The organism is Acidovorax sp., from assembly GCF_046339755.1.
GTDB lineage: Bacteria > Pseudomonadota > Gammaproteobacteria > Burkholderiales > Burkholderiaceae_C > Acidovorax.
In genome coordinates this window covers 48,202-54,310 of record NZ_JBKDTZ010000209.1, presented here as the reverse complement: position 1 = coordinate 54,310, position 6,109 = coordinate 48,202, and the positions used below count along the sequence as shown (strand labels likewise).

General features: G+C 67.7%; 8 protein-coding genes. 4 read left to right on the top strand and 4 right to left on the bottom strand.

Annotation, left to right across the window (positions count from 1 at the left end; all coding sequences use genetic code 11):
* Positions 1–235: 235 nt before the first annotated feature.
* From ACK59X_RS17320 to ACK59X_RS17310, 3 genes are all read right to left on the bottom strand, one after another.
* Complete coding sequence (locus ACK59X_RS17320; RefSeq protein ID WP_409959155.1) at positions 236–853, bottom strand: hypothetical protein; 618 nt, start codon at positions 851–853, stop codon at positions 236–238.
* Positions 854–917: 64 nt separating this feature from the next.
* On the bottom strand, positions 918–1,874 hold the full coding sequence (locus ACK59X_RS17315; RefSeq protein WP_409959153.1) for an NAD(P)H-dependent flavin oxidoreductase: 957 nt from the start codon (positions 1,872–1,874) through the stop codon (positions 918–920).
* A 70-nt stretch (positions 1,875–1,944) separates the two neighbouring features.
* Positions 1,945–2,697 carry a pseudouridine synthase gene (locus ACK59X_RS17310; protein WP_409959151.1) on the bottom strand — a complete coding sequence of 251 codons (753 nt, stop codon included), beginning with the start codon at positions 2,695–2,697 and terminating at the stop codon, positions 1,945–1,947.
* Between the two features lie 136 nt (positions 2,698–2,833).
* On the opposite strand from ACK59X_RS17310, the gene ACK59X_RS17305 reads away from it, so the two are divergent.
* The 3 genes from ACK59X_RS17305 (at position 2,834) to ACK59X_RS17295 (ending at position 4,599) form a co-directional block, all read left to right on the top strand.
* A complete protein-coding gene (locus ACK59X_RS17305) occupies positions 2,834–3,478 on the top strand; it encodes a DUF6151 family protein (RefSeq protein ID WP_409959149.1) in 645 nt (214 codons plus the stop codon).
* 101 nt (positions 3,479–3,579) lie between these two features.
* Complete coding sequence (locus ACK59X_RS17300) at positions 3,580–4,242, top strand: tetratricopeptide repeat protein (protein WP_409959147.1); 663 nt, start codon at positions 3,580–3,582, stop codon at positions 4,240–4,242.
* Between the two features lie 21 nt (positions 4,243–4,263).
* A complete protein-coding gene (locus ACK59X_RS17295; RefSeq protein ID WP_409959145.1) occupies positions 4,264–4,599 on the top strand; it encodes an ankyrin repeat domain-containing protein in 336 nt (111 codons plus the stop codon).
* 1 nt (position 4,600) lies between these two features.
* On the opposite strand, the gene ACK59X_RS17290 is transcribed toward ACK59X_RS17295, so the two are convergent.
* Positions 4,601–5,122 (bottom strand): TerB family tellurite resistance protein, encoded by a 522-nt coding sequence (locus ACK59X_RS17290; RefSeq protein ID WP_409959143.1) that lies wholly within the window; start codon positions 5,120–5,122, stop codon positions 4,601–4,603.
* 67 nt (positions 5,123–5,189) lie between these two features.
* On the opposite strand from ACK59X_RS17290, the gene ACK59X_RS17285 reads away from it, so the two are divergent.
* Positions 5,190–6,107, top strand: a complete 918-nt coding sequence (locus ACK59X_RS17285) for a DHH family phosphoesterase (protein WP_409959142.1) — start codon at positions 5,190–5,192, stop codon at positions 6,105–6,107.
* Positions 6,108–6,109 lie beyond the last annotated feature (2 nt).

Genomic DNA, 6,109 nt, shown 5'->3' with positions numbered 1-6,109 from the left:
ACGCAGCGAGTTCCGCGGTGCACCCCAGGACCGAGCATCGCAGGCTGCCCCACTCGCCGCCAGGCGAGTGGGGACACGGGCAGCGGGGTCGCCTTTCTTTGGGGTACGTTTCTTTGGCGACGCAAAGAAAGGTACCTCGGCTGCCGGGCCGAGACCCGGCCTCCGCCTTCAACCAAAGCACGCCGCCAAAAGACAGCAATGCACCGTTGGGCTCATGCCCAGCAGTGCAATCCGCTCACGGCTTGCGCCCATCCACCGTCACCCCCGGCAACACCCCCAACCCCCCACGATGAACGATAGGACAGTTCAGCACCACCCGCGTCACCTCCAGCACCACAAAACCCTTGTCGGCAGCATCCAGCACCTCCTCCTCCGAACGCAGCACGCGCGCCTGCAAAGGCTCGCGCCAGGTGACATTGACCAGTTGCCACAGCGGGCTATAAGCCGCGCTGCGGTTGGCATGGCCCACGGGCTCGGGGGCCGACGCAAACACGCTGGGCTGGCGGAAGTTGGTGCTGCCGTACACGCGAGACGTAGCGCCAGGGCGCCGGCTGCCACCTGTGGCGGCGGGTACATCGGCCAGCGCATGGGCGAGTTGGGGCACATGGTTGGCCAGGTGCTCGCGCGCCACCTCGGCGTCGGAGGCGTCGGTGGTCACGTACAGCACCTCCTTGCCGTCGAACCAGCCGCGCAGCAGCGGCAGGTGCGCCCGCTCGGCGCTGGCCGGCCCGGGGCCGGTGTTGGCGACAGGTGTGGCGCAGCCTGTGATCAGCGCTGCGGCCAGCAGCAACAGGCCAGCCCCTGGGGGCAGGCGGTACGGGCGTGTGGTGGCGTGTCTGCAAAGGGTGGGCATGGCAATGGTCCTTTGGAAGTGCGGTTCACCGGGCCATTGTGGTCCCACCACCCACCACCACCCATCAACCGAAGGAACGCGCCGTGGCCATCGCCCCCATGCGCGCGGTGATGGAGAAGAACTCCGCCACCGTATCGTCAATGATCTGCTGCGCCGTTTTGACGGAATCGATCAGCCCCGCCGTCTGCCCCGCCAGCGCAGGCGCGGCCTCCATGTCGCCGTCGAAGTACACGCGCTGTATGCCTTCGAAGCTGTCGGCCGGCATCAGCCCGGCTTCGTGGATCGCGGCGGTGCGCTCGGACTTGAGCGCGCGGCTGCAGGGGCTGGCGCGGGGGTTGAGCATCCAGGTGCCGGTGGTGCTGGCGCCGACGATGGCGTTCTTGTAGTTGGCGTGCACCGGGCTTTCGGCGCAGCTCACGAAGCGTGTGCCCATCTGCACGGCCTCGGCGCCCAGCGCGAAGGCCGCGGCCATGCCGCGCCCGTCGCAGATGCCGCCAGCGGCGATCAGCGGCACATCGACCCGTGCGCGGATGGCCTGCAGCAGCACCAGGGTGGACACCTCCTCGGGGTTTTTGAAGCCGCCGCCTTCGCCGCCTTCCACCACCAGGCCATCGATGCCCGCATCCACGCATTTGAGCGCGGCCTCCAGCGTGGGCACGGCGTGGTAGACGGTGATACCCGCGTCCTTGAGCGGCGCGATGAACTTGGCCGGGCTGCCTGCCGAGGTGGTGACGAACTTCACGCCCGATGCGCAGACGAAACGCAGCATGGCGTCGTCCTTCAGGAAGCGGATGGGCAGGTTCACGCCGAAGGGCAGGCCGAGGGCGCGCATCTTGGTGATCTCGGCCTGGCAGTTGGCGGTTTCGCCCGACGAGGTCTCGATGATGCCCAGCCCGCCCGCGCGCGACACCGCAGAGGCCAGCGGGGTGCGGGCGATCCAGCCCATGGGTGCCTGGATGATGGGGTAGCGTGCGCCCGTGTGGGCGAGGACGCGGTTGTTGCCGGTGGTCGGGGTGGTCATGCGTGCGGTCTCCGTTGTTCTTGGGAAAACCCATTATTCGGGGCCGGCCGCCCGCTGCATGTCGCCCGCGTTACGGGACCATGGACCAGGGGCACTCTGCCAGCAGGCGCTGCCAGTCGGCGGTGGGGGCGGCCTGCTGCACGCCATCGCCTGCCTCCAGCCGCAGCCCGCTGTCGAGCACCAGTGTTTCGCCCGTCACCGGATGCGGCACCCGCAACTGCCAGGCATGCAGCCACAGCCTCTGCAACCCCAACCGCTCGGCCCACCACCGATTGATCGGCCCCTTGCCATGCGTCGCATCCCCGATGATCGGATGCGCCAGGTGCTTCAGGTGCCGCCGTATCTGGTGCCGCCGCCCTGTGGTCGGCACCGCCTCCACGAGCGAGGCGCGGGTACCGGGAAAGCGCGGGTCGCTGACCTCGGGCAGGGTGAGCCGGGCCACGAGGCGAAAGCGCGTGTGCGCGTCCTGCACGGCCGCATCGGCCGGGGCGTCGTCGGGTTTCAGGGCATGGTCCACCTCGGTGGCCTCGGGGGCCCAGCCGCGCACCATGGCCAGGTAGCGCTTGTGCGTGGCCTGGTGCTCGAAGGACTGCGACAGCGCGCGCGCCGCGTCGCTGTGCAGCGCCATCACCAGCACGCCGCAGGTGCCCTTGTCGAGCCGGTGCACCGGGAACACATGCTGGCCCAGCTGGTCGCGCAGGGTCTGCATCACGAAGCGTGTCTCGCCCGCGTCGAGCCCCGTGCGGTGCACCAGCCAGCCCGCGGGCTTGTAGACCGCGACGAGGTGTTCGTCGCGCCAGAGGATGTGCAGCGGTGGGGACATGGGCGCGGGCGACGGAGGAAATGGCACGAGGTGAAGGGAAGGGGCGAGGGCGCAGACAACTGACAGATTCTGGCAGCAGGGGCGCTAAGCTTGTGCCAGGAGCCTGGAGAAACTGCGAATAAGGGAGAGACACGCCATGAACCATACCAACAGCCATGCGCCGCATGCCCAGCGCCTGCAATGCCGGTGCGGGCAGGTCACCGGCGAGGTGGTTGAGACCCGTTCGGCCCTGCACGCAGTGTGCTATTGCCGGGACTGCCAGGCCTATGCCCACCACCTGGGCCAGGCTGGCATGGTGCTCGATGCGCTGGCGGGCACGGAGGTCGTCGCCACGCATGCGCGCAACATCACCTTCACCGGCGGCACGGAGCACCTGGCCTGTGTGTCGCTCACGGACAAGGGCCTGCTGCGCTGGTATGAGCGCTGCTGCCAGACGCCCCTGGGCAATACCGGGCGCGACTGGCGCATGCCCTATGTGGGCCTGGTGCACAGCTGCCTGCGTCCGCAGGGTGGCGAGCCGTTGGCGCCACCTGCTTTCCCGCCCGTGCAGATGCACCTTGAGACCGCAGGTGCCAAGGGCGGAACGCCACCGAAGCTGGGCGGGTGGAAGCAGGCCAGGGCGCTGCTGGGCTTCATGCCGCGCATTGCCGCGTCGCGGCTGACCGGCAGCTACCGGGCGACCCCGTTCTTCGATGGCACGGGCGTGCCGGTGGTGCCGGTCCAGGTGCTGACCGCGGTCGAGCATGCGCGGGCCATGGCGGCGGTGGGGGCCACCGCATAGCCGCCCTGGCATGCCAGAATGCGCCCCAATAGCCGAAGGAGCCCCTGCCGATGATGACGATCCCGCGTGCCCTTGCTGCCGCCCTGACCTTGGGAGTTGCCATGTCTTTTTCCGCCACTGTCCATGCAGCCGTGAACGATGGCATCGCTGCTTATGGCAAGGGCGACTACGCCATGGCCTTCAAGGAGTTCAGCGCTGCGGCGAACGCCGGCGATGCCGCCGGCAAGCACATGCTGGCCAGCCTCTACTACACGGGCCAGGGCGTGGGCAAGGACGTGAAGAAAGCCGCGGCGCTGTTCGCCGAGGCGGCGCAGGCAGGCTACACGCCCTCCATGGCCAATTTGGGGTTGATGTATTCCAAGGGCGATGGCGTGCCGCAGGACCTGCAGCGTGCAGAGCACTACGCCACGCTGGCGGCAGAAAAGGGCGACGTGCAGGCACAGTTCAACCTGGGCCAGTCCTACCGCAAGGGCGCCGGTGTGCCCCAGAGCCACGAGAAGGCTGCGCTGTGGTACCGAAAGGCGGCCGAGGCCGGATCATTGGCCGCGCAGAACGAGTACGGCCTGCTGTTCGCCCAGGGCCATGGCGTGCCCCAGGACTATGTGCAGGCCTTTGCCTGGATCGACATGCCGGCCAATGCCGGCGACCCGCAGGCGATCAAGAACCGCACGCAGCTGCTCTCCATTCTGGACGCCAAGGGGCAGGTGGCTGCGCGCAAGCTGGCGGCAGAGTACGCTGCCAAATACGGCGGCAAGGCCCGCTGATCCGAAGGAGGGTCTTTCACTATGTCCGCAGGCGATTGGAAAGACATGTATGCCGCCGCCGTGGCGGGCGACCTGGCGTTGGTGCGCCACCACATCAGCGCGGGGGTGAACCCCAACTACCAGCATCCCGAGATCCTGTGCACACCGCTGGTGGCAGCCCTCATCCACGGGCACGATGCCATGGCACGCTACCTGCTCGACAACGGTGCGGACCCGCAGCTGCGCTCGGAGTTCGACGACATGACGCCGCTGCAGGCGGCCCAGCGCCATGGGCGCAAGGAGTTCGTCGCGCTGCTGTGCGAGCGTGGCGCACGCGAGGTCAAAACCCCTTTCTGGTGGCGCTGGCTGCCGGTGTAGATCAGAGGCTTGCGGCTTCCTTGGCGCGCATCTTCGCGGCGATGTATTCGCCATGCGTCACGTGCAGCAGCCCGGCGACCTTGCTGATGGCGTGCATCTCGTTCTCGTCCAGGCGGGCGTCGGCATACGCCACCTGCCACATGGCCTCCACGAGCTCGATCTTCTGCGGCTGCGTGAAGTGGTCGTTGAGGTTGCCGGTGAAGCGCTGGTAGTCGTAGGCGGTCTTGGCCGTGTCCACGGCCAGCTCCACCAGGCGCTCGATTTCATCGTCGGTGAGGGTGAAGCGCTCGCGCAGGGCGCGGACCATGGCATCGCGTTCCGCGGCGTCCATGGCGGCATCGGCGCGCACCACCTCCACCAGCAGCACGGCGGCGGCCAGTTGCACGGAATGCGCGCGCTCTGCAGGCGAGGCCTCGGGAGAAAACGGGGCGGTGAAGCTGTCGAACAGTTCTTTGAGGGTCTGGAACATGTGCCGGCCAAAAGAAAAGGGGTGGAAGATGCGCGAGAGGGTGCTGCGTGCCATGCCTGGTGGAGCCCGGGTGCAATGTATTGGTTCCCCCCGCCTTGCGGCCCGGCGACAATCGGAGGCAATGATGAAAAAAACGATTCTGCCCCTGCAACTGCTGTTTGCCCCCGATGTGAACGACCCCGCGCCCCTGGTGCTCTACCACGGCCGCGGCTGCCCCGACGGCTTTGGCGCTGCGCTGGCCGCCTGGCTGTTCTATGGCGACAAGGCCGAGTATGTGGGCCTGGACCATGGCGACGTGCAGTCGGTGGACGACCTGCCGGCCCTGGCAGGCCGCTCGGTCTACATCCTGGACTTTTCGTTCTCGGCCGAGATCCTGTCTGCCATCGACGAGCGCGCGGCGCGCCTGGTGATGCTGGACCACCACAAGAGCGCAGCCGAAAAGCTCACCGGCTTTGCCTGCCGCTGCGGTGTGGTGCACTTCGACATGGACAAGTCGGGCGCGCACCTGGCCTGGGAGTTCTTCCACCCGCACACCCCCATGCCGGCGCTGCTGCAGTACGTGGAGGACCGCGACATCTGGAAGTGGGAATTCCCAGAAAGCGCGGCCTTTCTCTCGGCGCTGGACATGGAAGAACAGAGCTTCGAGCGCTGGCGCGAGATCGCCTCCTTCACGCCCGAGCAGCTGGAGCGCTTCATGGCCCGCGGCTCGGCCATGGACGAGAAGTACCGCAAACTCTGCGCCGACATCGCCGAGGGCGCGCAGCCCCTGGTGTTCAACGGCATCGAGGGCCTGATGGTGAATGCGCCCGGCATGTTCCACAGCCTGGTGGGCGACATTCTCTCGGCCAAGACCGGCACCTTTGCGCTGATGTGGAGCGCCGGCGCCAAGGGCGTGAAGGCTGGGTTGCGCTCGCAGCGCAATTTCGACTGCATCGCCTTGGCCGAAAGCATGGGCGGTGGCGGCCATGCGCAGGCCTGTGGGTTCAAGATGAAGATCGAGCGCCTGCCCGAACTCATGTCGGGCGTTCTGAACGCCTGAGC

What these genes read in the sequence shown, in the direction of transcription:
- ACK59X_RS17320 (WP_409959155.1), bottom strand. Translation starts at nt 853, where the DNA reads ATGCCCACCCTTTGCAGACACGCCACCACACGCCCGTACCGCCTGCCC.
- ACK59X_RS17315 (WP_409959153.1), bottom strand. Translation starts at nt 1,874, where the DNA reads ATGACCACCCCGACCACCGGCAACAACCGCGTCCTCGCCCACACGGGC.
- ACK59X_RS17310 (WP_409959151.1), bottom strand. Translation starts at nt 2,697, where the DNA reads ATGTCCCCACCGCTGCACATCCTCTGGCGCGACGAACACCTCGTCGCG.
- ACK59X_RS17305 (WP_409959149.1), top strand. Translation starts at nt 2,834, where the DNA reads ATGAACCATACCAACAGCCATGCGCCGCATGCCCAGCGCCTGCAATGC.
- ACK59X_RS17300 (WP_409959147.1), top strand. Translation starts at nt 3,580, where the DNA reads ATGTCTTTTTCCGCCACTGTCCATGCAGCCGTGAACGATGGCATCGCT.
- ACK59X_RS17295 (WP_409959145.1), top strand. Translation starts at nt 4,264, where the DNA reads ATGTCCGCAGGCGATTGGAAAGACATGTATGCCGCCGCCGTGGCGGGC.
- ACK59X_RS17290 (WP_409959143.1), bottom strand. Translation starts at nt 5,122, where the DNA reads ATGGCACGCAGCACCCTCTCGCGCATCTTCCACCCCTTTTCTTTTGGC.
- ACK59X_RS17285 (WP_409959142.1), top strand. Translation starts at nt 5,190, where the DNA reads ATGATGAAAAAAACGATTCTGCCCCTGCAACTGCTGTTTGCCCCCGAT.